The following is a 24024-nucleotide window of genomic DNA, read 5'->3' on the forward strand; positions in this document are numbered from 1 at the left end:
AACATGTGCGCAGATTATTTTTTGTTGGAGTCTGTGTGTCTGAAGAGCGTCCTAAGCTACCCCTGGAGTTGACTCCGCCTGCGCAGATGCCGTGGATCAGGCGCCTAGTGGCGCGCATGCTTGGCCGAGGTTTGAGCCGCTTGCAGGCTCAGCATCGTGACTCGTGGTTTCAAGGCCATGCCAGCGGGCAACGCACCGGGCATGCTGACGGCCTGCGGGAAGGTTACGAGGAAGGGCGGGTCGACGGTTATGAAGCCGGACGTCAGGTTCTGGTGATCCGCGATAGCCGTGCACCGGGACATGCTGTACCGGGTCAGGACGACCATCTGTTTGACGACTGGCGCCTGCCTCTTACTCCTGAATTGAAAAAGCGCTTCAAGGCGGACGTCGCCTTGCGCCTGCCTGCGCATGCCCAGCCAAGTACAGCGCAATGGAAGATGATCTTCAGCGATACACCGTCCACCTGCGTGATTGCAGGCGCCGGGGCGGGCAAGTCGACCTCGCTGGTGTTGCGTATCCTACTGTTGCGCCATTACCTGGGCTATGAGTTGGACGCCATGACTGTGGTGACCTTCACCCGCGAGTCACGCAAGGACTTCATCGCTCGGCTGCGTCAGGTATTGGCCCTGTGGCAAATCGAACTTGGTCCGGTCCAGGCCCGTGAGCTGGTGCGCACCTTCCACTCGCGCATCCTGCCACTGGTCCGAAGCTTGCCAGGATTCAGCCAAGTGCGCGCGTTCGAGACCCTGGGCAGCGAAATGCCTGGGGGCAGTGAAGCCAATGCAGACAGCAATCCATTCGATCTGCGCATCAACGATGCCCAGCGCCAGCAGCTGAACCTGTGTTATCGCGACCTGCTCAACGACAGCCCGCGCTTTGCCGCACTGATAGCCAGCATGCGTCGCGAGGCATTGCAGTTAAAGGCACTGGACCGGGATCATCCCGATGTGCAGAAGCGCGTGGCGGTGACGCAACTGTCGGCCAGTCGCGACGAAGAACTCTGCGATACCCTCGAGGATCTCTGGTTTGCAGCCGGGGCCTGGCCGATCAAGGGCATTGAGCCGAGCCGAGAAACGGTCGAGATCAATGGCAGCCGTTTCCATTTCCATGGCCACATCGCCGAATTGGACGCCTGGGTTGTGCTTGGTTTCGACCCCGCTGAAAACCAGCAGTACAAGCGCCCCGGCGCCAAGCTTCCGGTGTGGGCTGAGTGGGTAATAAAGCGCACGTTGTTTCAAGCTTTCTGCGATAAGCCTGTGATTTGGTTAGAAAATTACGCTGCAGCGAAGCGCCTGACCTCATCCTTGGCCGGTGATGCGGTGGCCGGTCCGGGCTTCGATTACAAGGTCAAGGGTGAGCTGTCGGCAGCACCGCTACTTGATGCCTTTGTTGGGGCTGCGGGTTTTATCGAGAACCTGGGGCTTGAGGTCAGCAAGGCGGTGGCGGCGATGAGCTTCCCGGCAGGCGACAATGATGCCCAGTTCTTTGAAGCCCTGAGTCTCTATTGGCGGGCGCTGGAGGCGCATCTACTGAGCCAGTCGCCACCGATCATGAGCTACAACCGCATGTTCGCCTTGTTCGCGGAGAACAACCCGGAAAACCTGCGTTTGCTGCCTGACCCGTTGTTGCGGCCACTGGCGCATCTGATGATTGACGAGTTCCAGGATGTTTCTCCGCAGATCGTCTCCTGGCTTCGTGCTAGTTTGCGCGAGATCCGCCGTCGTGGGCCGGCGCTGCACGTAGGGCGCGTGGCTCAGCATTCCTCGCTGCTATGTGTGGGGGACGACTGGCAGTCGATCTATGGCTGGCGCGGCAGCTCGCCCAAGTTCTTCATGGAGTTCAGCAAGGAGTTCGCCTCGCCGAGCAATACCCGGGTCATGCTTGCCGATAACTACCGCAGTCATCAGCACATCATCGATGCGGCCGAACATATTGTTAAATCAGCACCGGCAATAACCGGCAAAAAGGCTAAGGCGTGTGGCCCGGTTGCTGCGCAACCGCTGCCGGTGAAGGTGTTGGATCGTGACGAAGGCGCGCTGGCTGAAACATTGATGGAGCATTATCGGCGGGGTGAGACGGTGATGATATTGTTTCGAAAAAGTAGTGATAAGTCATTGATATCTGAGCATATAAAGTCTCTCGTAAATCATGAAGCTGGGTTGCCGAGTGAGCAGCGACGGTTCCGGCAGTTGACCTATCACAGTGCCAAGGGCTTGCAGGCGGATGCGGTGTTCATGCTTGGTGATTGCCAGCATTTGACCAGTTCGCCCTACAAGAACCAGGTGTATCGCCAGGCAGGGTTAGGGCGTGCCGGCGATGCGCTGGCGTTTGATAGTGCCCAGAAGGATGAAGTGCTGCGTTTGGCCTATGTCGCTATTACGCGGGCGGCAAAGCATTGCTATTGGTACGTGGAAAAACCCTCGGGCGAAGCAGCCAATTTGCCACGGGCCTCGAGCCAGGTGGATGGGCGCAAGGCGTTTTTCGAGGATGGCCGGGAAGTACAGGGCTGAAAGCTATACCGCGCACTCAGGGTTACAGCGGCAGTGCAGCCGGTCGCGGGCTTGCCCCGCGATCGGCCGTAAGGGCACAAACCCTTTTAACCACTGCAATCAAGCTTTCAACGCAGCATCCGGGGTCACCGCCGGCACCGGCTTGCCAATTGCCTTTTCGACGCGTAGCGCCGCTGCCGGGTCATCGGCAAAGGGTATCAAGCTGACCTGGTCGTCTATCTCCGGGCTGTGCCCGCGCAGGCAGGCACTGGTAACCCAGTAGAAGAACAGCACCCCGGTCAGGCAGTAAAGCGCATACAGCCACTGATCCATTCGCGTGCTCCTCAGGCCATGCTGGCGTTGGACAGGGCCAGCTTTTCATCCGCCACTCGCACTGTGCGCCAGGTGTTGTAGGCCATCAGCAACATGCCGGTGAGGAACAGCACGCCGCCAATGAAGCGCACCAGGAAGCCCGGGTGACTGGCAACCAAGGCTTCGACGAAGGAATAGGTGAGCGTGCCGTCTTCGTTGGTGGCACGCCACATCAGGCCTTGGGCGATGCCGTTGACCCACATCGATGCGATGTACAGCACGGTGCCGATGGTCGCGAGCCAGAAATGCGCGTTGATCATGCCGATGCTGTGCATCTGCTCGCGACCGAAGACTTTCGGGATCATGTGATAGAGCGAGCCGAAGGTAATCATCGCCACCCAGCCCAAGGCCCCGGCATGTACGTGGCCGATAGTCCAGTCGGTGTAGTGGGACAGGGCGTTGACGGTCTTGATCGCCATCATCGGGCCTTCAAAGGTCGACATGCCGTAGAACGCCAGGGACAACACCAGAAAACGCAGGATTGGATCGGTGCGCAGCTTATGCCAGGCGCCCGAGAGGGTCATCATGCCATTGATCATGCCGCCCCAGCTCGGTGCCAGGAGAATCAGCGACATGGCCATGCCCAGCGACTGGGCCCAGTCGGGCAGGGCGGTGTAGTGCAGGTGATGAGGGCCTGCCCAGATGTACAGGGTGATCAGCGCCCAGAAGTGCACGATCGACAGGCGATAGGAATACACCGGTCGCCCGACCTGTTTGGGGACGAAGTAATACATCATGCCCAGGAAACCAGTGGTGAGGAAAAAGCCGACGGCGTTATGCCCGTACCACCACTGGACCATGGCGTCAGTGGCACCGGAGTAGACCGGGTAGGACTTGAACCAACTGACTGGAATCGACAGGTGATTGACCACGTGCAACATGGCAATGACCACGATGAAAGCACCGAAAAACCAATTGCCCACATAGATGTGCTTGGCCTTGCGCCGCATGAGCGTGGCGAAGAAAACCACGGCATAGGCAACCCAGACGATGGCCATCCACACCGCCCCGGTGAACTCTATCTCTGCATATTCCTTGGTGGTGGTCAGGCCCAGTGGCAGGCTGATCAGCATAATCACGATAGTTGCCTGCCAACCCCAGAATGTGAAGGCTGCCAGTTTGTCGCTGTACAGCCGCACCTGGCAGGTTCGTTGTACCGCGTAGTAGCTGGCGGCAAATTGCGCGCTGCCGGCAAAGCCGAAAATCACCAGGCTGGTGTGCAGCGGGCGTAAGCGGCCGAAGCTGGTCCAGGGCAGTTCGAGGTTGAGTTCCGGCCACACCAGTTGCGAGGCGATCCAGACGCCCATCGCCATACCGACGACTCCCCAGAACACCGTCATGGCGACGAATTGCCGGACCACCTTGTAGTTATAGGCTTGGGCCTGTTGATGTGTGCTCATGGCTAGTTTCCACAGTTCCTGTAAGGCTCGTCCTGCCTAGAGGGGGCAAGACATCGGCGCCGACTGTAGGAAGCTGCCGTATTTCAAAACAGACTCAGAAACCCGACAGAAAACCGGATCAGATAAAGCCCCTGTATTTGCTGGGTGTAAACCCTACTGATATGGACCGGGTGCGACGAAATATCTCTGTTCTGTAGGAAATAACCTCTGGCGAGGTGGCTTTATGCCGCACTCTCAAGTCAGTGGAATTACCTTGACATCACCTTTGGCCCACCCGCAGAATTTCCACAAACTTTGCGCGCAAAGTATTGGCGAGGGTCGCAACGGCCCGTCAGTGATGTGCGCTTAGACAAGAAGCCAATCCGCCATCGAACGTGTGCGACGGCGCTTACACGCCGACATAAGCACCGTCGCTGCCGCGGGACACTATAAGAACGATGGGAGCAACAGATGAAGCTTTCCAAGGAACTCGTCACTCAGGCCAAAGCGACGTTCGGGACACCGACGTACCTCTACGATGAAGCGGTGTTACGTAGCAGCTTCAACGAGTTGCGGGACGCATTGCCGGAGTGCGTGGATATCTTCTATGCATTGAAGGTCAACCCGAACCTGTCCTTGGTGAAGTTGATCCGTTCATACGGTGGCAACACCGAAGTGTGCTCGCTGGCAGAGCTGGAAATTGCGCTCAAAGCAGGAGTGGCAGCGCAGGACATCATTCTGCTCGGTCCCTACAAAAAGCCCGAGGAACACCGTCGGGCCCTGGAAGTAGGGGTGTTCGCCATCGTTGTCGAATCTGAAAGCGAGCTGCGCAAGCTCTCGACCCTGGCTGGGGAGCTGGGTTGTGAGGCTCCAGTGGCTATTCGCATCAATCCAAATTTTTCAGCGGCAGGTTCGCCCTGGAAGATGGGCGGGCGGCCCACCCACTTTGGCATCCAGGAAGACACTGCGGTGGCCAACTTCGGCGACTATGTGGCGATGCCGAATATCAAGATCAAAGGTATTCACGTCTACAACGGCACCAAAATCCTCGACGCTCAGTCGGTATACGACAACTCGGCGTACATCCTCGACCTATTCCGCAGTCTCTCTTTGCGCTACCAGTTGGACATGCGCATGGTCGATGTGGGGGGCGGTCTGGGTATCAAGTACTACGAGAATGAAACAGAACTCGACGTCGCCCATCTCAAGCAGCTGATTGCACCATTGTTCAATGCCTTCCATCACGAATTTCCGCGTACCCGGATCATTCTTGAATCGGGCCGTTTTATCGCTGGCAAATGCGGGTCGTTGCTGGTTACCGTCGACAATATCAAGGACAACCACGGCAAGGTCTTTGCTGTCACCGATGGTGGAACCAACTGCCACGGTGCTGCAGCAGGCAGCGGGCAGGTACTCAAGCGCAACTTCCGCATTGTCAAAGCCTCGGGAAGCACCGGCGCGCCGTTGTCTACCTACCATATCTCCGGGCCGCTCTGTAGCCCCGATGACTTGCTGGGGCGCGACGTTCAGCTCGAAACCTTGCAAGAGGGTGACCTGCTGGTCGTGACGGCTTCGGGCGCGTACGGGCCAACCGCGTCGCCCACGCTGTTTCACAGTCATGGCCATCCGGCCGAAGTGGTGGTCAGCCACAACCAGCTATTTCTTGCTCGGGCGCGGCAGACCGCCCTGGATATTCGCGACAGCCACACCGATGTATCCCTGCAAGCCATGTTGCGTCCGGCCCCTGACGCTGAACCGGCCGTTGACACGCAGTTGGCCACCCAGCGCCAACTCGGCGACATTTTGCGCGTGGTACTGAAATTGCCGGAACATACCGTCATCAACAGCGACTCCCACTTGCGTGACGACCTGGGCCTGGACTCGCTTACCTCCATGGAACTGCTGATCAGCCTGGAGGACGAAATCGACGGTTTCTTTGTCAATCCGGACACCATAGTCCCGGGGCACTTCAACACCGTCGCGACGTTGGCCGGTTATATCGATGCGCATCGACAGACGCGCTCAGCGTCGCGGTCTTCGGAGGTGGTCGAGGTGCAACATGAAAGCGCCTGAAGTGCTCCTGCAACATGTACTGGAGACGCGCAACGGCTTGCATCCGGACAAAGCTGCGATCATCTACGCCGATGAGACCTACACCTACGCGCAACTGGACGACGCCAGCGCGCGTCTGGCTGCCGGTCTGCAGGTCAACGGCTTGCAGCGCCAGGAGCGGGTGGTGGTGTGCCTGGGTAACCGGGTAGAAACGGTCTGTGCTTTCTGGGGCATCCTCAAAGCGGGCGGCGTGGTAGTGAATGTCGGCCTTGAGACCCCGGCGGACAGCCTCGATTATATTCTTCGCGACGCCGAGGCCTCGGTGCTGATCACCACCACCGAGAAAATCGGCAGCCTGGGAGACCGTCTGGCCGAGCTCGGACACCTGAATTCGATCGTGTTGCTCGATGGCGAGGCCGGTTCAACACACGCCCAAACCTTTGAAAGCCTGCTCGGCCAAGGTGCAGGTGTACCGCTGCCCTGTGGCAATCTTGACCTTGACCTTGCCGCGATTATCTACACCTCAGGGTCTACCGGTGCAGCCAAGGGTGTGATGCTGACCCATCGCAACATGCTCGCAGCGCTGCACTCGTTGAACACCTACCTTGGCTACAACGAAAGCGACAACGTGCTGTGTTCGTTGCCGCTGTCCTTCGACTACGGCTTGTACCAGATGATCATGGCCATTGGCGCCGGAGCCACTCTGGTGCTGGAAAAAGAATTCACTTGGCCGATTTTCCTGATTCGCAAGATCCGCCAGTACCAGGTCAGTGTGATTCCATTCGTGCCGACCATGCTCATGTTGTTGCATGAGTACGCGCACAAACGCGAGGCGGTGTTTGCCGATGTACGTATGGTCACCAATACCGGTGCAGCGCTCAAGGCGCCGCATATCGCCCAGATGAAAGCGCTGTTTCCCCAGGCGCAGATCTACTCGATGTACGGTTTGACCGAATGTAAGCGCTGTACCTACTTGCCACCGGAAGACATCGACACCAAGCCCGGCAGCGTCGGTATCGCCATTCCCAACACCGAACTGTGGCTGGTGGACGATGAAGACCGGCGTATCGATGAGCCCCATCAGGTTGGCCAGTTGGTGATTCGCGGGGCTACGGTCATGGCCGGCTATTGGCGCAATCCCACTGCTACCGCAATGAAACTCAAGCCCGGGCGCTATCCCGGAGAGAGTGTGCTGTATACCGGTGACTACTGCAGTCTCGACGAGGATGGCTATTTGTATTTTCGCGGACGCATGGATCACATGATCAAGTCCCGTGGTATGAAGGTCAGTCCCAATGAGGTTGAAGGCTTTCTCTATGCCATCGACGGGGTGGAGGCCGCTGCGGTGGTCAGCGTCGAGCATGCTGCCGTTGGTGAAGGGCTCTGCGCGTTCGTGACCCTTGGCCAGGATGTGAGCCTTAGCACCGAGCAGCTACTCGAACACTGCAGGCTAGGCCTTGAGGCACACAAGGTGCCGTTGTGCATCAGTATTGAAGTCAGCCTGCCACGTACTGCCAACGGCAAAGTCGATTTGCTGCAGTTGCAGCAGTCGGCGCGCAATGCCCCGCTGGCGGTGCCCGGATGAAGCTGGGGCAGTCAGGTCGCGATCAGTCACTGGACGTCAACGGCAACCATTTTGCCTTGCGCACCTGGGGCAAAGAGGGCAACCATCCGGTGCTCGCCCTGCACGGCTGGCTGGACAACGCGGCCTCGTTTGAACGCATTGCACCCTGGTTGCGCGATTGCTTTGTGGTAGCACCGGATATGGCCGGACACGGACGCTCCGATCACCGCCGGGCCGACAGCGGCTATTACTTGTGGGAACACGCCGACGATATGAACGCGTTGGTCGAGTGCTTGGGCTGGAAGCGCTTTTCTGTGCTGGGTCACTCCATGGGCAGCGGCGTAGCGTCGATTCTTGCCGCCATGAACCGCTTCATTACCAGCGTGGTGTTTATCGACGGCATGGGTGCGCCGTTTGCCCTGGACGACGGCAACACCGTTGAGCACCTGCGCAAGTCCCAGCGTTTGCTGCGATTGGCCCTGCGCACGCGCATGCATGGCTTCAGTGGGCCTGAAGAGGCACAGTTCAGCAGCCTGGAGATGGCGATCAAGGAACGGCAGAACAGTGTCTCTGGCAATCTGAGCAGCGAAGGTGCACGGTTGTTGGCCCAGCGCGACCTGCTCAATCTTGGGCATGGCTATCGCTGGCGACATGACCCGCGCCTGGTACTGCCCGAGCTGATGCAACTGACCGAAGGCCAGGCCTGCGAGTTCTTGCAGCAGATCAGTTGCCCCCTGCACCTGTTGCTCGGGCGCCAGGGATTGTTTGCTGGCGCAGCGTTCGACAAGCGTAAGCACGCCTTGCCCGCGCAGACCCAGGTGCACTGGCACGAGGGCGGCCATCACTTTCATCTGGACGTACCAACACCGGAGTTGATCGCACAGCTCAGCGCTGCCTTGGGGCAGGGTGGGTCAGGGTCGCGGCAACGATTAGTCAATGAGTAATGGAGTACACCCGTGAAAGAGTTCTGGATCGCACCGTCGATATTGGCAGCCGATTTCGCCCGGCTGGGCGAGGAGGCCGAGCAGGTACTGGCAGCCGGTGCCGACGTCATCCACATCGATGTAATGGATAACCACTATGTACCCAACCTGACGATGGGCCCGCAGTTCTGCAAGGCCTTGCGCAGCCACGGCATTACCGCGCCGATCGATGTGCACTTGATGGTCACGCCGGTAGACAGCATGATTCAGGCGTTCGCCGAGGCCGGTGCCGACTACATTTCAATCCATCCCGAGGCAACCTTGCACCTGGACCGCTCGGTGCAGTTGATCAAGGATCTGGGTTGCAAGGCTGGCTTGGTGTTCAACCCGGCAACGACCTTGGACGCCGCACAATACCTGCTGGATCGGCTGGATCTGATCCTGCTGATGTCGGTCAATCCTGGTTTTGGTGGTCAGCGCTTCATCCCCCAGGTGTTGCCCAAGATTGCCGCAGCGCGCAAGCTGATCGACCACAGTGGCCGCAGCATTCGACTGGAGGTGGATGGGGGCGTCAACCTGGAAACCATCGGTCAGGTTGCTGCAGCGGGCGCGGACATGTTCGTTGCCGGAACAGCGATATTCGCCCAGCATGACTACCGCAGCACGATCTCGGCCTTGCGCGGCAAAATTGCCGATGCCGTTGCCGGCCGCCACCAATAATAAGCGCACATACCCATGATTCTCGCGAATCCAGCATGAGTTATCTGTCCTTGCACAATAAAATTGAAACCACCTTGCAGTCGTTCAGTCGAGCCGAGGGAGACGGGCATGCTTGACCCGACCTTCGACTTTGACAAGATGCTGTGCTTCTCGCTGTACTCGACCGCCAATGCCATGGTTCGTGATTACGCCGAACCATTGAAACAGCGTGGCATCACCTACCCGCAATTGCTGGTGATGGCTGGGTTGTGGGGCCAGGACGATGTGTCGATCAGCGCCTTGAGCGAACTGACCTTGTTTGACCTGGGTACCCTGACGCCTATCGTCAGGCGACTGGCTGACAACGGTTTTATCACCATCTACCTGGATCCGAACGACCGTCGCCGGCGCAACCTGCTGCTGACTGATAAAGGGCGCGAGCTCAAGGCTGAAGCAGCCAGGGTGTTCAACAGCATGGCCTGCAAGATCGACCTCGGCGAGGGTGAGGTTCAGCAAGTGCTGCAGGTCTGCCAGCGGATTCGGTCGCGGTTGCGCTGATTCGCCCAGGCGCGATTCAGCGCTGGAGAAACGCTGGGGTGTTGAAGTTGCTCAGGCGTGGGTCATCTTCGCCGTACTCCAGTGCCCGCACCGGGTGCTTGAGCAACGCGCGCTGGATGCCGCGGTCACCTTGTTGCCAGGCGAGTTCAAGGTCGGCGCGCAGTGCGCAGGGAATCAGGCTGAACATGGGTTGCCAGAATCCACCCTGACGGACCATTGCCGGCTGATCTTGCTCATTGGCCTGGTTCATGAGGTCACCGATAAGTGCCTGGTCGATCAGTGGCGCATCACAGGCTAGTACCAGCATCCAGCGGTGCCGTGCCACCGCAAGGCCGGCCAGGACGCCCGCCAGTGGCCCTGGGAAATCTGCGTGGGCATCGCTGACCAGTTGATCGGCAAAAGGCCGGTACTGGTCGTGATTGCGATTGCAGGAAATGATTAGATCATCGGTGAGCGGGCGCACCACGGCCTGGATGTGGGCAATCAATGGTTTGCCCTGCCAGGACAGCAAGCCCTTGTCTTCGCCGCCCATGCGCTGGCCGCGACCACCGGCAAGCAGAAGGATGGAGCAGGGGGCAGTGGCGGCGGGCATCGGTAAGGTTCCAGGTAGAGTCAGTTGCCCACCTTCCCATGCACGCCGCCGTCTGTCCAGATCAGTGCTGCTGGACCTGGGCCTGGGTGTTGCTGGTGCGCGCCCGACGCTTGCCGGTCAGGCGCATGACCACAACGAAAAACACGGGCACGAAGACCACGGCCAAGGTCGCACTGAGCATACCGCCAATAACACCGGTGCCGATGGCCTGTTGGCTAGCTGAGCTGGCGCCGCTGGCAATCGCCAGAGGCACTACACCGAGGATGAAGGCCAGCGAAGTCATGACGATTGGGCGCAAGCGCAAACGAGCGGCCTGGACCGTGGCGTCGACCAGGTCATGGCCTTCATCGACCAGGCTCTTGGCGAACTCGATGATCAGAATCGCGTTCTTTGCCGAAAGGCCGATCAAGGTGATCAAGCCAACCTTGAAGAACACATCGTTGGGCATGCCGCGCAAACTCACCGCAATCACGGCGCCCAGCACACCCAGCGGCACCACCAGCAGCACCGAGGTCGGAATTGACCAGCTTTCGTACAGCGCCGCCAGGCAGAGGAAAACCACCAGCAGCGACAGAGCCATCAACATCGGCGCCTGGGCACCTGAGAGTCGCTCTTGCAGCGACAGGCCGGTCCACTCAAGACCCATGCCCGCGGGCAGTTGGTTGACCAGGCGCTGGACTTCCTCCATGGCCTGGCCCGAGCTGAAGCCCGGTGCCGGTTCGCCAGACACGGCAATCGCCGGGTAGCCGTTGTATCGCGTCAACTGCACGGGGCCTGTGATCCATTTGGCCTGCACAAACGCGGACAACGGAACCATCTTGCCGCTGCTGTTTCGCACGTGGATTTTCAGCAGGTCTTCAACCTGGGCGCGTTGATCGCCTTCGGCCTGAACCACCACGCGCTGCATACGCCCCTGGTTGGGGAAGTCGTTGACGTAGTTGGAGCCCACCGCCGTGTTGAGTACGTTGCCGATGTCGGCAAACGACACCCCCAGGGCGTTGGCCTGTTTGCGGTCGACTTCCAGTTGCACTTGCGGGCTTTCGGCCAGGGCACTTTCGCGCACGTTGATCAGCAGGGGGCTCTTCTCGGCGTTGGCCAGCAACTGGTCACGTGCAGCCATCAGCGCGGCATGTCCGAGGCCACCACGATCCTGCAGGCGGAACTCGAAACCACTGGAGGTACCCAGGCCATCGATCGGCGGCGGCAACACGGAATAGGCGATCGCGTCCTTGAGTTGACTGAAGGCAGCGTTGGCCCGGTCGGCAATCGATTGGGCGCTGTCGTCTGCACCACGCTCGGACCAGTCCTTGAGGGTGGTGAACGCGAGGGCAGCATTCTGACCGTTACCGGAGAAACTGAAACCAAGGATCAGGGTGCTGTTGCCAACGCCTGGCTCAGTGGCGTTGTGCGCTTCGATCTGCGCCGCTACCTGTTCGGTACGGGCGCGGCTCGCGCCTGGCGGCAGTTGGATATCGGTGATGGTATAGCCCTGGTCCTCGGTGGGCAGGAACGAGGACGGCAGTTGGCTGAAGCCGTACACCAGGCCTGCGATCAGTACCACGTACACCATCAGATAGCGCCCGCTGCGCTTGATCGCCTGGATGACCCAGCGCTGATAGCCATTGGTAAGGCTGTCGAAGCGGCGGTTGAACCAGCCGAAGAAACCACGCTTCTCGTGGTGTTCGCCCTTGGCAATCGGTTTAAGCAAGGTGGCGCACAGGGCAGGGGTGAGGCTCAAGGCGAGGAACGCCGAGAACAGAATCGATACCGCCATGGACACCGAGAACTGCTGGTAGATCACCCCTACTGAGCCTTTCATGAAGGCCATTGGCAAGAACACCGCCACCAGTACCAGGGTAATACCGACGATTGCGCCGCTGATCTGGCCCATGGCTTTTTTGGTCGCATCGCGCGGTGCCAGGCCTTCTTCAGTCATGATGCGTTCGACGTTTTCCACCACCACGATGGCGTCGTCCACTAGAATACCGATAGCCAGCACCATGCCGAACAGGGTCAGTACGTTGACCGAAAAACCCAGTCCCAGCATCACCGCAAAGGTGCCCATCAGTGCCACCGGCACCACCAGGGTCGGGATCAAGGTGTAGCGAATGTTCTGCAGGAACAGGAACATCACCGCGAACACCAGGGCCATGGCCTCCAGCAGGGTGGTGATCACTTGCTGGATCGACACTTTGACGAACGGCGAAGTGTCGTAAGGAATGTCGAATTTGGCCCCAGGCGGCAGGAAGCGGGACAACTCATTGAGTTTATTGCTGACCAGGGTGGCCGTTTCCATGGCGTTGGCACCTGGCGACAGTTGCACGCTGAAGGCACTGGTCGGCTTGCCATTGAGGCGGGTGCCGTACTGGTATTCCTGGCTGCCGATTTCGACACGGGCGACATCACCAATGGTGACTTTGGAACCGTCCGGATTGGCGCGCAGGACAATATCGCTGAACTCCTGCACGGTGCTCAGTTGACCCTTGATCACCACGTTGGCGGTAATTTCCTGGGTGCCGGTACCAGGCAGGTCACCGATGCTACCAGGAGCAACTTGGGCGTTCTGACCGGCAATGGCTTCGTTGACATCGTCGGGCGTCAGGTTGAAACCGATCAGTTTCTGCGGGTCGAGCCAGATCCGCATGGCACGCTCGGAGCCATACAACTGGGCCTTGCCGACGCCCTTGAGGCGGCGGATTTCGTTCATTACGTTGCGCGCCAGAAAGTCGCTCAGCGTCACTTCATCGAGGGCGCCGTCCTCGGCAGTGAGGGTAACCAGCAGCAGGAAACCCGTTGATACCTTCTCTACCTGCAGGCCTTGCTGGGTGACCGGGCGTGGCAGGCGCGACTCCACCACCTTGAGACGGTTTTGCACATCCACCTGGGCAAGGTCCGGATTGGTGCCCGGTTCGAACGTCGCGGTAATGGTGGCGCTGCCGAGGCTGCTTTGAGAGCTGAAGTACAGCAGGTTGTCGGCACCGTTGAGCTCTTCCTCGATCAAGCTGACCACACTTTCGTCGACCGTCTGTGCCGACGCACCCGGATAGACAGCGTAGATCTCGACCTGCGGTGGTGCCACGTCCGGGTATTGCGCCACTGGCAACTGCGGGAGGGCCAGCGCACCGGCGAGCAGGATGAACAGCGCGACCACCCAGGCGAAAATCGGGCGGTCAATAAAAAACTGCGGCATGAATCAGGCCCTCACTGGCCGATGGTCTTGGCGATGGAAGGGGCGTCCTTGCCCGCGTTATCGACCTGTACCTGGTCGCCCGGATTGACGTGCTGCAAACCCTCGACCACCACCCTGTCACCCGGGGCCAGGCCTTGGCTGACGATCCAGCGGTCGTTCTGCACGCTACTGAGTACCACTGGCCGCTCGCTGATACGCTGCTGGGCATCCACCAGCAATACCCGTGGATTGCCCGCGCTGTCACGCAGGATGGCCCGTTGTGGCACGCTGATCCCTTGCTGCTTGATGGCTTGCTCCAGACGCACGCGGATAAAACTGCCGGGCAGCAGGTCGAGGTCTGGATTGGGGAACTCGCTGCGCAGGGTGATCTGCCCGGTGCTTGGATCGACGCTGATGTCCGAGAACAGCAGCTTGCCGGGCAGCGGGTAAGGCGTGCCGTCGTCCTGAATCAAGGTGGCGCTGGCCTGGTCCCGGCCAACCTGCTGCAATTCGCCGGCGCGCAGGGCTCGCCGCAGGGCGTTGAGTTCGCGGGTCGACTGAGTTACATCGGCGTGGATCGGGTCCAATTGCTGAATGGTCGCCAGTGGGGTGCTTTCGTTCTGCCCCACTAATGCGCCTTCAGTCACCAAGGCACGGCCAATTCGACCGGAAATCGGTGCCGTTACGGTCGCGTAGCCAAGGTTCAGCCTGGCCCGTTCCAGCGCAGCTTTCGCTTCGGCTACGGCGGCATCGGCCTGCATCATTGCGGCGCGTGCGTTGTCGTGATCCTGGCGGCTGATGGCATTGATGGTGATCAGCTCGCGATAGCGTTGATCCTGCAGGCGTGCTTGGTAGCGCGTCGCTTCGGCCTTGGCCAGGATGGCACGCGCGCTGTCGAAGTCGGCCTGGAAAGGTGCAGGATCAATTCGGAACAGCACATCGCCCTGCTTGACGTCGCTGCCTTCACGGTACACGCGCTTGAGTACCACGCCCGCAACACGTGCGCGAACTTCAGCGACACGGGGCGCCAGGATGCGACCGTTGAGTTCGGTGCTGATGGCCAGGGGTTGAACGGTCACCGTTTCGATACTGACGGTGCTGGGCGGCGCTTTCTGTTCTTCGGGTACGCCGTCGTTACATGCGCCAAGGGACAACATGACGACCAGCAGCGGCAACAGGGTGCGCGGACGGACGGGGCTTGAACTGAACATGCGGATCTTCCATAAATGACCCGGCAATGCTAAGGCAGGAGGCCAACGTCCAACTGTTAAGCTGTGTAGGCCGAGTGTGAAAAAGTGTGAAGGGTTGCGCTGGCGGCGCGCAAGGTCCTATATCCTTGCCCGACTTTCCCATCCTGTCAAATTGCCCATGCCGAACATCCTCCTGGTCGAAGACGACTGCGCCTTGTCCGAACTGATCGCCAGCTACCTGCAGCGCAACGATTTCTGTGTCACGGTAATTGCCCGTGGCGACCACGTGCTGGCGGAGGCTCGACGCAACAAGCCGGACCTGGTGATTCTCGACCTGATGCTGCCGGGCCTCGATGGACTCCAGGTGTGCCGCTTGTTGCGGGCAGAGTCGCAGTCCTTGCCGATTCTGATGCTGACCGCTCGTGATGACAGTCATGACCAGGTGCTAGGTCTGGAAATGGGTGCTGACGACTATGTCACCAAACCTTGCGAGCCTCGGGTACTGCTGGCCCGGGTGCGCACCTTGCTGCGCCGCAGCAGCGTCAATGAACCCCGTATGGAGACCGACCTGATTGTGGTTGGCGGTCTGCGAATCGACCTGGCGGAGCGCAATGTGTTCTGGCGTGAACAACTGGTCGAGCTCTCCAGTGGCGAGTACAACTTGCTGGTGGTGCTGGCGCGCAATGCCGGCGTCGTGCTTAGCCGTGACCGGATACTGCAACAGTTGCGTGGCATCGAATTCAATGGCACCGATCGCTCCGTGGACGTGGCGATCTCCAAGTTACGGCGAAAGTTCGACGACAGTGCCGGCGAGGCCCGCAAGATCAAGACGGTGTGGGGCAAGGGTTATTTGTTCAGTCGCGTGGAATGGGAGTTCTGACGCCGCATGCTGAAGATTCTGGTTCGCCTGTACTTGGTGATCATCGTCGCCTACGCCGGGGCGTTGCTGTTGATTCCCGACGCCATCGTCGGTGCCTTTCATGATCGTTTTATCGCCTATAACCTGGATCAGGCCAAAGGTGTGCAAAAGCTCATCGTCGAGCGCTTTCACCAGGTACCGGCCGAGCGCTGGCCGGCCGTGGCGCGTGAACTGGCAGCCGATTTCGACCCGTTGCAGATTGAACTGCGGCGTCAGGACCAGATCGGCTTGTCGGATGCCGACCGTGCGCGCCTGGCGAGCGGTGAAAACGTCGTGCGTCTGGGCGATTGGGGGTATTACGATTCGGCGCTGGCGCCACTGGATGCGACCTGGGCGGTGGAGTTGCGCAGCCCGCCGGACCCCATGGACATCAACCTGCTGTCCTGGGGCGTTACGGTACTGATAGGTGCCGCCATGCTCGGCTGTTTGCTGCTGTGGGTGTGGCCGCACTGGCGTGATCTGGAACGCCTTAAGGTGACTGCTCGCAGCCTGGGGCAGGGGCACTTGTCGGAGCGTACGCAGATACCCGCCAGCTCGAACATTGGCGAGCTGGCTCAGGTGTTCGACACCATGGCCCAGGACGTCGAGCGCTTGCTGACTCAGCAGCGTGAGTTACTCAATGCAGTTTCCCACGAGCTGCGCACACCGCTGACCCGCCTTGATTTTGGTCTGGTGTTGCTGTTCGACGAAGTGCCCTTCAACTGTCGCAAGCGCTTGCTGGAGTTGGTCGGGCATGTGCGCGAGCTGGATGAGCTGGTGCTTGAACTGCTGTCCTATAGTCGTTTGCAGAATGCTGATCAGGCGCGCGAGCGGGTCGAGGTTTCGTTGCTGGAACTGGTCGACAGCATACTTGGCAGCTTTGCCGAAGAACTCGATGGTCGCGGTATCGAGTGGCAGGTCCGCGCCGATGACAACCTGCCGCGCTTTATCCTCGATCCGCGCCTGACGGCACGGGCAGTGCAGAATCTGGTGCGCAACGCCATGCGTTACTGTGACCGGCAGCTATTGCTACGCTTGAGCCTGGACAGCGAAGGTCACTGCCTGTTGACGGTCGAGGATGACGGTATCGGTATTCCCCCCGACCAGCGCGAGCTGATATTCCAACCGTTCTATCGCCTGGACCGTAGCCGGGATCGCGCTACCGGTGGGTTTGGTCTTGGCCTGGCAATCAGCCGACGGGCGATCGAAGGGCAGGGCGGAACCTTGACCGTGGCTCAGTCAGCCTTGGGTGGGGCGCAATTCCGGATTCGTCTACCGCGAGGTTGAATCTTTGCGCCTAGTGCACCACGTAGCGATCCTTGCCCTGGTGTTTAGCCCGGTACAAGGCTTCATCGGCCTTGACCAATGCAGCGCTCAGGGACTCTGCGGGGTCGATGCGGGTCAGGCCGATGCTGATGGTTACCGGGTGCTCGGTGCGATCTTGGCGAACGTTGCGGCAGAGTAGATCGACCCGCTGCTCGGCGTGTTCGAGGCTGACACCCCACAAGCAAACGACAAACTCTTCGCCGCCCAGGCGGGCGTATTCGAACTCGCTCATCGAGGCCTTGATAGTGGCGGCGGTGCGCTTGAGCACCGCGTCGCCGATATCGTGACCGAACTGATCGTTGATCTTCTTGAAGTTGTCGATATCAATCATCGCCAGGTAGCTGCTCTGGGCGATGCCTTGTTCCAGGAAGTTCTGCGCTTTGGTCATGAATGAGCGACGATTGGGAATTTCGGTTAGGGCGTCGACATAAGCCTGCTCTAGCAGCAGCTTGGACATGTAGAAGTTATCCAGCTTGGAACGTCGCAATTTCAGATAGGTATAGAGCGTCAGGCTGCTCAGAAAGGTGCCGTAGCAAAGGAAAAGGCTACCGCGCAGATTGAACAACTCGATGCCCGCGACCTGAAAAGGGTGCAAATTGATCCAAGTGACCAGCATCGCCGCAAAGAACGACCAGCGCCGTACCGGTAGCACTGACACGCTGTACAGCACGCTGGAGGCACCCAGTACCATCCAGGCCGGGTGCAACGAAATTGGCAGACCCTCGATCACCAAGCGCATGGCCAGGGTTATCACCGCGACGAACAGTAGGTTAAGCACATCGAAGTGTGCGGCCTTGCGCAGAAAACAAAGAACGATGGTAAGCACCAGCATGCTGGTGATGAACACTATCGACAGATAGGTGAACCCCTGTCCGGCCACATAGCTGACAATCAGGTCGAAGAGCGTCCAGATGCCAATACTGACGCTGAAAACAAGAATGCAGAACGACTTCAGTCGCTCGAAATCGTATTGGCGAAATTCTTCGCGCAGAGCCGGTGTGGTGACACTGCGACGAACCTGTTGTTCGATGGTTCTAAACATTGAGTTCCGGCTTGCTCAAAAAAGTCGCTCCCGTCCGTTGGCGCGTTCCTCGAGCCAGCGGCTCAAACGTTCGGCAATACGCTCACTGGCATGGCCATCGCCATAGGGGCTGAATACCCGGTTCATTTTTTTGTAGGCTTCAATGTCGTCGAGCAGAAGACTGGTTTCCTTGACGATTCGTTCGGTCTGGGTGCCGACCAGTTTTACCGTGCCACCCTCAAGCACCGATGGCCGTTCAGTCACCTTGCGCAGCACCAGTAGCGGCTTGCCCAGGGCAGGCGCTTCTTCCTGGATGCCGCCGGAGTCGGTAAGGATCAAATAGGCCCGGTCCATCAGCCAGACGAAATGCTGGTAGTCCTGCGGCGCCACCAGCAAGATGTTCGCCTGATGCGAGAGCAGGGCGTACGCTGCCTTTTGTACCTGTGGGTTAAGGTGCACCGGGTAGACGAATTGCACGTGCGGATAACGCAGGGCAAGCTCGGCCACGGCCAGGCAAATGCGCTCGAACGCGGGGCCGAAGTTTTCTCGGCGGTGGCCAGTGATCAGCACCATGCGCTGGTCATCGCGCAGTTGTGCCAGGGGGGAGTCGGCGGATGGTTTCCAGCGACTCTTGTGCAGGTGCTCGCGCATCCACAACAAAGCATCGATTACTGTGTTGCCGGTCACCTCGATGTTCTCCAGCGGCACGCCTTCGCGCAGCAGATTGTCGCGGGACTTGGTGGTCGGCGCGAAGTGCAGGTCGGTGATGACGCCGGTCAGGCGGCGGTTGGCTTCTTCTGGCCAGGGCTCCTTGAGGTTGCCGGTACGCAGGCCGGCCTCGACGTGAGCGATGGGGATCTGTTGGTTGAAGGCGGCGAGGGCCGCGATGAAGCTGGTGGTGGTGCCGCCATGAACGAGGACAATGTCCGGCTTGATCTGCGCATAGGTGGCGCTCAGTTGCTCCAAAAGCTCCTGCGACAAGCCGTTGAGGGATTGGTTTTGGGTCATGACGTGCAGGTCTTCATCGACACTCAAGCCAAAGTCCCTAAGCACTTGTTGGAGCATTTCGCGGTGTTGGCCAGTGGAGCAGATGTTCAGGTCTATATCAGGCCACTGGCGAAGCAACTGGGCCAGGGGCGCCATTTTGATAGCTTCAGGGCGTGTGCCAAATACCATCATGACTGTGTACGCCATTGCTCCTTCCTCGTCCCTTGCCAGGGTTCTGCGCTGCGCGCTTTCGGTACTCTGTAGGCCTTAGATACAAGCAGCAGAAGCAGTGCTTGTCCAATGAGCGAGAGGGATTTGGACGCTTGACTTAGCCTGGGTGACTACGCTAGTTTCGCTGGCATGAACACATTCCTGCACTTGCCTCAGCACAGCATTATTACCGCCATTATCGAGTTGGCGGGCTAGCTGGCACTTGCACAGAACCCGCCCTGGAGGCGGGTTTTTTCTCTCTCTCCTGGGCACTTTAAAAAAACCAGGAGTCACTGATGACCAGCCTTGCCGTTAGCCCTCGCACACCGTCCGCGTCGCTGAATCTGCTGTCCGACTATGTGCGGCGCATTCTTGCTGCCCCGGTGTACGACCTGGCCATCGAGACGCCCTTGCAACGCGCGCCTGCCTTGTCCGAGGCTCTGGACAACCAGGTACTGCTCAAGCGCGAAGACTTGCAGCCGACCTTCTCGTTCAAGATCCGTGGTGCCTACAATCGCCTAAGCCGACTCAGCGCCGCTCAACGTGCCCGTGGCGTAATCACTGCCTCGGCCGGTAACCATGCCCAAGGCGTAGCCCTGGCCGCCCGTGAGCTGGGCATGCGCGCAACCATCGTCATGCCAACCACCACCCCCGAGCTTAAAGTGAACGGCGTACGTTCACGCGGTGGCGAAGTGGTGTTGCATGGCGACAGCTTTCCTCATGCGCTGGCCCATGCCTTGAAACTGGCCGACAGCGAAGGCGCGACGTTTGTCCCACCGTTTGACGACCCGGATGTGATTGCCGGCCAGGGCACCGTGGCCATGGAAATCCTGCGCCAGCAACCCGGGGCACTGGATGCAATCTTCGTCCCGGTCGGTGGCGGTGGGTTGATCGCCGGGATTGCCGCCTATGTCAAATACCTGCGACCTGAAGTGAAAGTCATTGGTGTCGAGCCCCAGGACTCCAATTGCCTGCAGGCTGCCATGCTGGCTGGCGAGCGGGTGGTGCTGGCGCAGGTTGGCAGCTTTGCCGAGGGCGTGGCGGTGGCGCAGATCGGTACCCACTGCTTTGAGGTGTGCCGGCATTATGTGGATGAGGTCATCACGGTCAGCAATGATGAGCTGTGTGCCGCCATCAAGGATATCTACGACGACACCCGCTCGATCACCGAGCCCTCCGGTGCTTTGGCAGTAGCGGGGATCAAGAAGTACGTCGCGCGTGAACACATCAGCGGGCAGACGCTGGTGGCCATCGATTCGGGCGCCAATGTCAATTTTGACCGCCTGCGCCATGTTGCCGAGCGTGCCGAGCTGGGCGAGCAGCGTGAAGCGATTATCGCCGTGACCATCCCCGAGCAGCCCGGGAGTTTCAGGGCTTTCTGCCAGGCGCTGGGCAAGCGTCAGATTACCGAGTTCAACTACCGCTATTACCCAGGCAAGGAAGCTCGCTTGTTTGTAGGCGTGCAGACCCACCCCCAGCATGACCCTCGTGATCAACTGTTGGCCAGCCTGCGTGCCCAGGGCTACAGCGTGCTTGATCTGACCGACAACGAACTTGCCAAGCTGCACGTGCGCCATACGGTAGGCGGGCATGCCGGGCCGGATGCCGACGAGCGCGTGTTGCGCTTCGAGTTCCCGGAGCGTCCGGGCGCCTTGCTGGGCTTTCTCGAACGTCTGGGCAAGCGCTGGAACATCAGCCTGTTCCATTACCGGAACCATGGTGCCGCCGAAGCACGAGTGTTCGCGGCGCTGGAGGTGCCTGAAGAGGAGCAGGCAGACATGCCGGCGACCCTCGATGCCATGGGCTATCGCTATTGGGATGAAACCGATAACCCGGCCTATCGGTTGTTTCTTGGCTGAGCTAGGTTTGCCCCAGATCAACACGGCGCACGGAGGAGTGGCGGATCCTTGAGGCAATGGAATTTTGCATGAGGATTTCGCCATGAGCAGCACGTTCTTCATCCCCGCCGTCAACATCATGGGCATCGATTGCCTGGACGAAGCGATGGCCGCCATCGCCGGTTATGGATTGCGCAAGGCCCTGATCGTTACGGATACAGGCTTGGCCAAAGCCGGCGTTGCGGAGCGCATCGCCGAAATGCTGGCAATGCGCGACATCGACTCGTCGATTTTCGACGGTGCCAAACCCAACCCCAGTATCGCCAACGTCGAGCAGGGGCTGGCGCAGTTGCAGCGTGAGGGCTGTGATTGCGTGATTTCCCTGGGTGGCGGCTCACCGCATGACTGCGCCAAGGGTATTGCCCTGTGCGCCACCAACGGTGGGCATATCAGCGACTACGAAGGCGTCGACCGCTCGGCCAAGCCGCAACTGCCGCTGATTGCGATCAACACCACGGCTGGTACAGCCAGTGAAATGACGCGTTTTTGCATCATCACCGACGAAGCCCGTCACGTAAAAATGGCCATTGTCGACCGTAACGTCACGCCCTTGCTCTCGGTCAACGACCCGGCGCTGATGGCTGGCATGCCCAAGGGCCTGACTGCCGCGACCGGGATGGATGCACTGACCCACGCCATCGAGGCTTACGTATCCACTGCCGCTACACCGATTACCGATGCCTGCGCAATCAAGGCCATTGAACTGATCAGTGCCAACCTGCGTCAGGCGGTAGCCGATGGCAGCGACCTGCAGGCGCGGGAAAACATGGCCTATGCCCAGTTCCTTGCGGGCATGGCGTTCAACAATGCCTCGTTGGGTTATGTGCATGCGATGGCTCATCAGTTGGGTGGTTTCTACGATCTGCCGCATGGAGTGTGCAACGCTGTTCTGCTACCTCACGTACAACGCTTTAATGCCAAGGTCAGTGCCGAGCGGTTGCGCGATGTGGGCAAGGCCATGGGTGTGGATGTATCGGGCATGAACGCGCAGCAGGGCGCCGCGGCGGCGATTGCTGCGATCGAGCAATTGTCTCGCGAGATTGATATTCCGGCGGGGTTGGCGGTGTTGGGTGCCAAGGAGGCTGATGTTCCGACGTTGGCCATCAACGCATTGAAAGACGCCTGCGGCCTGACCAACCCTCGGGTGGCCAGTCAGGAGGAGATTGAGGCGATTTTCAAAGCGGCGTTCTGACCAAGGTGTAGTTCAGGCGTAGATGCAGTCCTCAACAGACTGCGCTACGCCTGCATTGCGTCTCAGACCACCAGTGACAGCAGCATGATGAAGATGATGCCGACCACCGAGAGGATGGTTTCCATCATGCTCCAGGTTTTGAAGGTCTCTGCCACGGTCATGTTGAAGTACTGTTTCACCAGCCAGAATCCGGCGTCGTTGACGTGAGAGAGGATCAACGATCCAGCGCCGGTCGCCAGTACCAGCAGCTCGCGATTGACGCCGGGCATCATGCCAATCACCGGCGCGACGATGCCGGCACCGGTAATCGTTGCCACCGTCGCCGAGCCGGTTGCGATGCGAATCACCGCAGCAACCAGCCAGGCCAGCATGATCGGCGATATTTGCGCCTGCACCGCCATTTCCCCGATGACATTTCCCACGCCGGTATCCACCAGCATCTGTTTGAAGCCACCTCCTGCACCCACGATCAGGATGATGGCGGCGGTGGGGGCAAGGCTCTGATCAAGCAGTTTCATGATCTGCTGGCGGGAGAAGCCGCGAGCCGCACCGAAGGTGTAGAAGGCCAGTAACAAGGCGGCGAGGAGGGCGGTGATGGGGTGGCCGATCAGGTCCATCCATTGCCGCACGATGTGCTCGGCAGGAAGTACCACGTCAGCGAAGGTTTTCAGCAGCATCAGGAACACCGGCAGCAGCACGGTAATCAGCGTCACGCTGAAGCTGGGCAGGTTTTTCTGTTCTGATTCGCGGGCAATCTGGTCCATCAACTCTTGCGATGGCGATCCCGGTATATAGCGGGAAATGAAATTGCCATACAACGGCCCGGCAATAATCGCCGTGGGCAGGGCGACGATCAGGCCGTAGAAAATAGTCTTGCCGATATCGGCGTTGAAGATACCAATCGCCAGTAACGGGCCCGGGTGTGGAGGAACCAGGCCATGCACCACTGACAAGCCAGCCAGCAACGGAATACCGATCTTGATCAGCGACACCCCTGAACGCCGGGCGACGATGAATACCAGTGGAATCAGGAGCACGAAGCCGATTTCAAAGAACAAGGGGATGCCGACCAGAAACGCGGCAAACATCATTGCCCAGTGCACTTTTTGTTTGCCAAAGGCCCGAATCAAGGTTTGCGCGATCTGGTCGGCGCCGCCGGAATCGGCCATCAACTTGCCGAGCATGGTGCCCAGGGCCAGGACGATACCGACGAAGCCCAGTACGCCGCCAAAGCCGTCCTGAAACGATTTCATGACTTTGGCCACGGGCATGCCGGAGGTAAGTCCGAGAAATCCGGCAGCCAGGGTCAAGGCGACGAAGGGGTGGACCTTGAAATGGGTGATAAGTAGCACCAGGCCGACGATGGTGACTACCGCATCAAGCAGCAGGTAGGTATCAGTTGCCAAACCGAACATGGTTCAGTGCCTCATCTTGTCGTTGTTGTGGGCGGAGCATTTGCAATGTTTACGGGTTGAGATAGCGCTATCTCGGGTGAGCTGGAAAAC

The 24024-nt window shown here is 59.5% G+C and carries 18 protein-coding genes; 10 read left to right on the forward strand and 8 right to left on the reverse strand.

Annotated elements, in window-relative coordinates:
• Nucleotides 1-86: 86 nt before the first annotated feature.
• Nucleotides 87-2510 carry a UvrD-helicase domain-containing protein gene (locus tag V0R60_RS00140; protein ID WP_375547256.1) on the forward strand — a complete coding sequence of 808 codons (2424 nt, stop codon included), beginning with the start codon at nucleotides 87-89 and terminating at the stop codon, nucleotides 2508-2510.
• A 99-nt stretch (nucleotides 2511-2609) separates the two neighbouring features.
• On the opposite strand, the gene V0R60_RS00145 is transcribed toward V0R60_RS00140, so the two are convergent.
• Entirely contained in the window at nucleotides 2610-2822 is a 213-nt protein-coding gene (locus V0R60_RS00145; protein ID WP_136476618.1) for a cbb3-type cytochrome c oxidase subunit 3, read from the reverse strand.
• Nucleotides 2823-2833: 11 nt separating this feature from the next.
• Nucleotides 2834-4261 carry a cytochrome-c oxidase, cbb3-type subunit I gene (gene ccoN / locus V0R60_RS00150; RefSeq protein ID WP_330078730.1) on the reverse strand — a complete coding sequence of 476 codons (1428 nt, stop codon included), beginning with the start codon at nucleotides 4259-4261 and terminating at the stop codon, nucleotides 2834-2836.
• 450 nt (nucleotides 4262-4711) lie between these two features.
• Between ccoN and V0R60_RS00155 the strand changes: the two genes are divergently transcribed.
• The 5 genes from V0R60_RS00155 to V0R60_RS00175 all read left to right on the forward strand — a co-directional run bounded on the left by V0R60_RS00155 (nucleotide 4712) and on the right by V0R60_RS00175 (nucleotide 10036).
• Nucleotides 4712-6313 (forward strand): phosphopantetheine-binding protein, encoded by a 1602-nt coding sequence (locus tag V0R60_RS00155; RefSeq protein WP_136476614.1) that lies wholly within the window; start codon nucleotides 4712-4714, stop codon nucleotides 6311-6313.
• Entirely contained in the window at nucleotides 6300-7877 is a 1578-nt protein-coding gene (locus tag V0R60_RS00160) for a class I adenylate-forming enzyme family protein (RefSeq protein WP_330078729.1), read from the forward strand. Before V0R60_RS00155 ends, V0R60_RS00160 begins: the two co-directional genes overlap by 14 nt.
• Nucleotides 7874-8800 (forward strand): alpha/beta hydrolase, encoded by a 927-nt coding sequence (locus V0R60_RS00165; protein ID WP_136476610.1) that lies wholly within the window; start codon nucleotides 7874-7876, stop codon nucleotides 8798-8800. The genes V0R60_RS00160 and V0R60_RS00165 overlap by 4 nt, the downstream gene beginning before the upstream one ends.
• A gap of 12 nt (nucleotides 8801-8812) precedes the next feature.
• Nucleotides 8813-9499 (forward strand): ribulose-phosphate 3-epimerase, encoded by a 687-nt coding sequence (gene rpe, locus V0R60_RS00170; RefSeq protein WP_136476608.1) that lies wholly within the window; start codon nucleotides 8813-8815, stop codon nucleotides 9497-9499.
• 108 nt (nucleotides 9500-9607) lie between these two features.
• A complete protein-coding gene (locus V0R60_RS00175; RefSeq protein ID WP_330078728.1) occupies nucleotides 9608-10036 on the forward strand; it encodes a MarR family winged helix-turn-helix transcriptional regulator in 429 nt (142 codons plus the stop codon).
• A 16-nt stretch (nucleotides 10037-10052) separates the two neighbouring features.
• On the opposite strand, the gene mobA is transcribed toward V0R60_RS00175, so the two are convergent.
• The 3 genes from mobA to V0R60_RS00190 form a co-directional block, all read right to left on the reverse strand.
• Nucleotides 10053-10628 carry a molybdenum cofactor guanylyltransferase MobA gene (gene mobA / locus V0R60_RS00180; RefSeq protein ID WP_330078727.1) on the reverse strand — a complete coding sequence of 192 codons (576 nt, stop codon included), beginning with the start codon at nucleotides 10626-10628 and terminating at the stop codon, nucleotides 10053-10055.
• 61 nt (nucleotides 10629-10689) lie between these two features.
• Nucleotides 10690-13818 carry an efflux RND transporter permease subunit gene (locus V0R60_RS00185; protein WP_330078726.1) on the reverse strand — a complete coding sequence of 1043 codons (3129 nt, stop codon included), beginning with the start codon at nucleotides 13816-13818 and terminating at the stop codon, nucleotides 10690-10692.
• An 11-nt stretch (nucleotides 13819-13829) separates the two neighbouring features.
• Nucleotides 13830-15008: an efflux RND transporter periplasmic adaptor subunit gene (locus V0R60_RS00190; RefSeq protein ID WP_330078725.1), complete on the reverse strand. Its 1179-nt coding sequence runs from the start codon at nucleotides 15006-15008 to the stop codon at nucleotides 13830-13832.
• A 157-nt stretch (nucleotides 15009-15165) separates the two neighbouring features.
• Between V0R60_RS00190 and V0R60_RS00195 the strand changes: the two genes are divergently transcribed.
• Both V0R60_RS00195 and V0R60_RS00200 read left to right on the forward strand, forming a co-directional pair.
• Nucleotides 15166-15867 carry a response regulator transcription factor gene (locus V0R60_RS00195; protein WP_136476598.1) on the forward strand — a complete coding sequence of 234 codons (702 nt, stop codon included), beginning with the start codon at nucleotides 15166-15168 and terminating at the stop codon, nucleotides 15865-15867.
• A gap of 6 nt (nucleotides 15868-15873) precedes the next feature.
• Nucleotides 15874-17172 (forward strand): ATP-binding protein, encoded by a 1299-nt coding sequence (locus V0R60_RS00200; protein WP_330078724.1) that lies wholly within the window; start codon nucleotides 15874-15876, stop codon nucleotides 17170-17172.
• 10 nt (nucleotides 17173-17182) lie between these two features.
• Here the strand turns inward: V0R60_RS00200 and V0R60_RS00205 are convergent, their stop codons facing one another.
• Both V0R60_RS00205 and wecB read right to left on the reverse strand, forming a co-directional pair.
• Nucleotides 17183-18253 (reverse strand): GGDEF domain-containing protein, encoded by a 1071-nt coding sequence (locus V0R60_RS00205; protein WP_330078723.1) that lies wholly within the window; start codon nucleotides 18251-18253, stop codon nucleotides 17183-17185.
• A 15-nt stretch (nucleotides 18254-18268) separates the two neighbouring features.
• Nucleotides 18269-19426, reverse strand: coding sequence for a non-hydrolyzing UDP-N-acetylglucosamine 2-epimerase (gene wecB / locus V0R60_RS00210; RefSeq protein WP_330078722.1), 1158 nt, complete (start codon nucleotides 19424-19426; stop codon nucleotides 18269-18271).
• Nucleotides 19427-19725: 299 nt separating this feature from the next.
• Here wecB and ilvA point away from each other — a divergent pair, with 299 nt between their 5' ends.
• Nucleotides 19726-21288: a threonine ammonia-lyase, biosynthetic gene (ilvA, locus tag V0R60_RS00215; protein ID WP_136476592.1), complete on the forward strand. Its 1563-nt coding sequence runs from the start codon at nucleotides 19726-19728 to the stop codon at nucleotides 21286-21288.
• An 82-nt stretch (nucleotides 21289-21370) separates the two neighbouring features.
• Nucleotides 21371-22519, forward strand: coding sequence for an L-threonine dehydrogenase (gene yiaY / locus V0R60_RS00220; RefSeq protein WP_330078721.1), 1149 nt, complete (start codon nucleotides 21371-21373; stop codon nucleotides 22517-22519).
• A gap of 62 nt (nucleotides 22520-22581) precedes the next feature.
• On the opposite strand, the gene V0R60_RS00225 is transcribed toward yiaY, so the two are convergent.
• Nucleotides 22582-23934, reverse strand: coding sequence for a GntP family permease (locus V0R60_RS00225; protein WP_136476588.1), 1353 nt, complete (start codon nucleotides 23932-23934; stop codon nucleotides 22582-22584).
• Between the last annotated feature and the right edge of the window lie 90 nt (nucleotides 23935-24024).

This window comes from Pseudomonas auratipiscis, from assembly GCF_036324085.1.
Classification (GTDB): Bacteria; Pseudomonadota; Gammaproteobacteria; order Pseudomonadales; family Pseudomonadaceae; genus Aquipseudomonas; species Aquipseudomonas auratipiscis.

What these genes read in the sequence shown, in the direction of transcription:
- V0R60_RS00140 (WP_375547256.1), top strand. Translation starts at nt 87, where the DNA reads ATGCCGTGGATCAGGCGCCTAGTGGCGCGCATGCTTGGCCGAGGTTTG.
- V0R60_RS00145 (WP_136476618.1), bottom strand. Translation starts at nt 2,822, where the DNA reads ATGGATCAGTGGCTGTATGCGCTTTACTGCCTGACCGGGGTGCTGTTC.
- ccoN (WP_330078730.1), bottom strand. Translation starts at nt 4,261, where the DNA reads ATGAGCACACATCAACAGGCCCAAGCCTATAACTACAAGGTGGTCCGG.
- V0R60_RS00155 (WP_136476614.1), top strand. Translation starts at nt 4,712, where the DNA reads ATGAAGCTTTCCAAGGAACTCGTCACTCAGGCCAAAGCGACGTTCGGG.
- V0R60_RS00160 (WP_330078729.1), top strand. Translation starts at nt 6,300, where the DNA reads ATGAAAGCGCCTGAAGTGCTCCTGCAACATGTACTGGAGACGCGCAAC.
- V0R60_RS00165 (WP_136476610.1), top strand. Translation starts at nt 7,874, where the DNA reads ATGAAGCTGGGGCAGTCAGGTCGCGATCAGTCACTGGACGTCAACGGC.
- V0R60_RS00175 (WP_330078728.1), top strand. Translation starts at nt 9,608, where the DNA reads ATGCTTGACCCGACCTTCGACTTTGACAAGATGCTGTGCTTCTCGCTG.
- mobA (WP_330078727.1), bottom strand. Translation starts at nt 10,628, where the DNA reads ATGCCCGCCGCCACTGCCCCCTGCTCCATCCTTCTGCTTGCCGGTGGT.
- V0R60_RS00185 (WP_330078726.1), bottom strand. Translation starts at nt 13,818, where the DNA reads ATGCCGCAGTTTTTTATTGACCGCCCGATTTTCGCCTGGGTGGTCGCG.
- V0R60_RS00190 (WP_330078725.1), bottom strand. Translation starts at nt 15,008, where the DNA reads ATGTTCAGTTCAAGCCCCGTCCGTCCGCGCACCCTGTTGCCGCTGCTG.
- V0R60_RS00195 (WP_136476598.1), top strand. Translation starts at nt 15,166, where the DNA reads ATGCCGAACATCCTCCTGGTCGAAGACGACTGCGCCTTGTCCGAACTG.
- V0R60_RS00200 (WP_330078724.1), top strand. Translation starts at nt 15,874, where the DNA reads ATGCTGAAGATTCTGGTTCGCCTGTACTTGGTGATCATCGTCGCCTAC.
- V0R60_RS00205 (WP_330078723.1), bottom strand. Translation starts at nt 18,253, where the DNA reads ATGTTTAGAACCATCGAACAACAGGTTCGTCGCAGTGTCACCACACCG.
- wecB (WP_330078722.1), bottom strand. Translation starts at nt 19,426, where the DNA reads ATGGCGTACACAGTCATGATGGTATTTGGCACACGCCCTGAAGCTATC.
- ilvA (WP_136476592.1), top strand. Translation starts at nt 19,726, where the DNA reads ATGACCAGCCTTGCCGTTAGCCCTCGCACACCGTCCGCGTCGCTGAAT.
- yiaY (WP_330078721.1), top strand. Translation starts at nt 21,371, where the DNA reads ATGAGCAGCACGTTCTTCATCCCCGCCGTCAACATCATGGGCATCGAT.
- V0R60_RS00225 (WP_136476588.1), bottom strand. Translation starts at nt 23,934, where the DNA reads ATGTTCGGTTTGGCAACTGATACCTACCTGCTGCTTGATGCGGTAGTC.